Here is a 605-nt window from a genome sequence, read left to right as displayed (position 1 = left end):
ACGCCGAGCTCGCGACATACCGCCGCGACATCGGCGCCATCAGCGAGCAGCCTGTCAGCCTGCCCGAGCTTACGAACCACCTGCTCCGGCGTGTGACGCTTCCTTCTGTTTGTCATGATCTTGACCAGTCTCCCTGCCCGAAGCCTCGAGCAACAGGACAACTCTCACAACGACTGGACCCACAAAAGGGGGTCAGGCCACCCGCAGCATCGAGGAGATGCTGACCGCTATCCACAAGCGTGAGTACCTGATGCCGGCGATCCAGCGAGAGTTCGCGTGGGATGCCGATCAGATCACCAAGCTCGTCGATAGCCTCATACGTGGGTACCCCGTCGGGTCCTTCCTGCTCTGGGACGTCAAGCCTGAAACTGCGCAGTCGTACACGTTCTACGAGTTCCTGACCAACTACCACGAGCGCGACAACCCCTACGCCGACAAGGCAACTGTCCCCTCCGGGAGCGGAACGACGGCGGTGCTCTGCACTGGTCACCCACCGCGAACCAGCACGACGCGATCGCCGGCGTCGAACTCGCCCTCGCGGAGGCCGAGGCCATGCTCGACGGCACCAAGCTCATCGATCACCTGACCGACCCCGGCACGGGTGA

At 63.1% G+C, this 605-nt stretch carries 1 protein-coding gene and 1 pseudogene; one reads left to right on the top strand and one right to left on the bottom strand.

From position 1 onward, the window contains the following. Positions 1-116 (bottom strand): annotated as a pseudogene (locus BSZ39_RS13795) (IS3 family transposase); the annotation flags it as partial. A 101-nt stretch (positions 117-217) separates the two neighbouring features. Between BSZ39_RS13795 and BSZ39_RS15215 the strand changes: the two are divergent. Then, on the top strand, positions 218-586 hold the full coding sequence (locus BSZ39_RS15215) for a DUF262 domain-containing protein (RefSeq protein WP_222842981.1): 369 nt from the start codon (positions 218-220) through the stop codon (positions 584-586). Positions 587-605 lie beyond the last annotated feature (19 nt).

This window comes from Bowdeniella nasicola (genome assembly GCF_001907295.1).
GTDB lineage: Bacteria > Actinomycetota > Actinomycetes > Actinomycetales > Actinomycetaceae > Bowdeniella > Bowdeniella nasicola.
The sequence above is the reverse complement of the archived record's forward strand: the minus strand, read 5'-3'. Positions and strand labels throughout refer to the sequence as shown.

Excerpts from the sequence above, each read along its gene's own strand:
- BSZ39_RS15215 (WP_222842981.1), top strand. The coding sequence starts at position 218 with ATGCTGACCGCTATCCACAAGCGTGAGTACCTGATGCCGGCGATCCAG.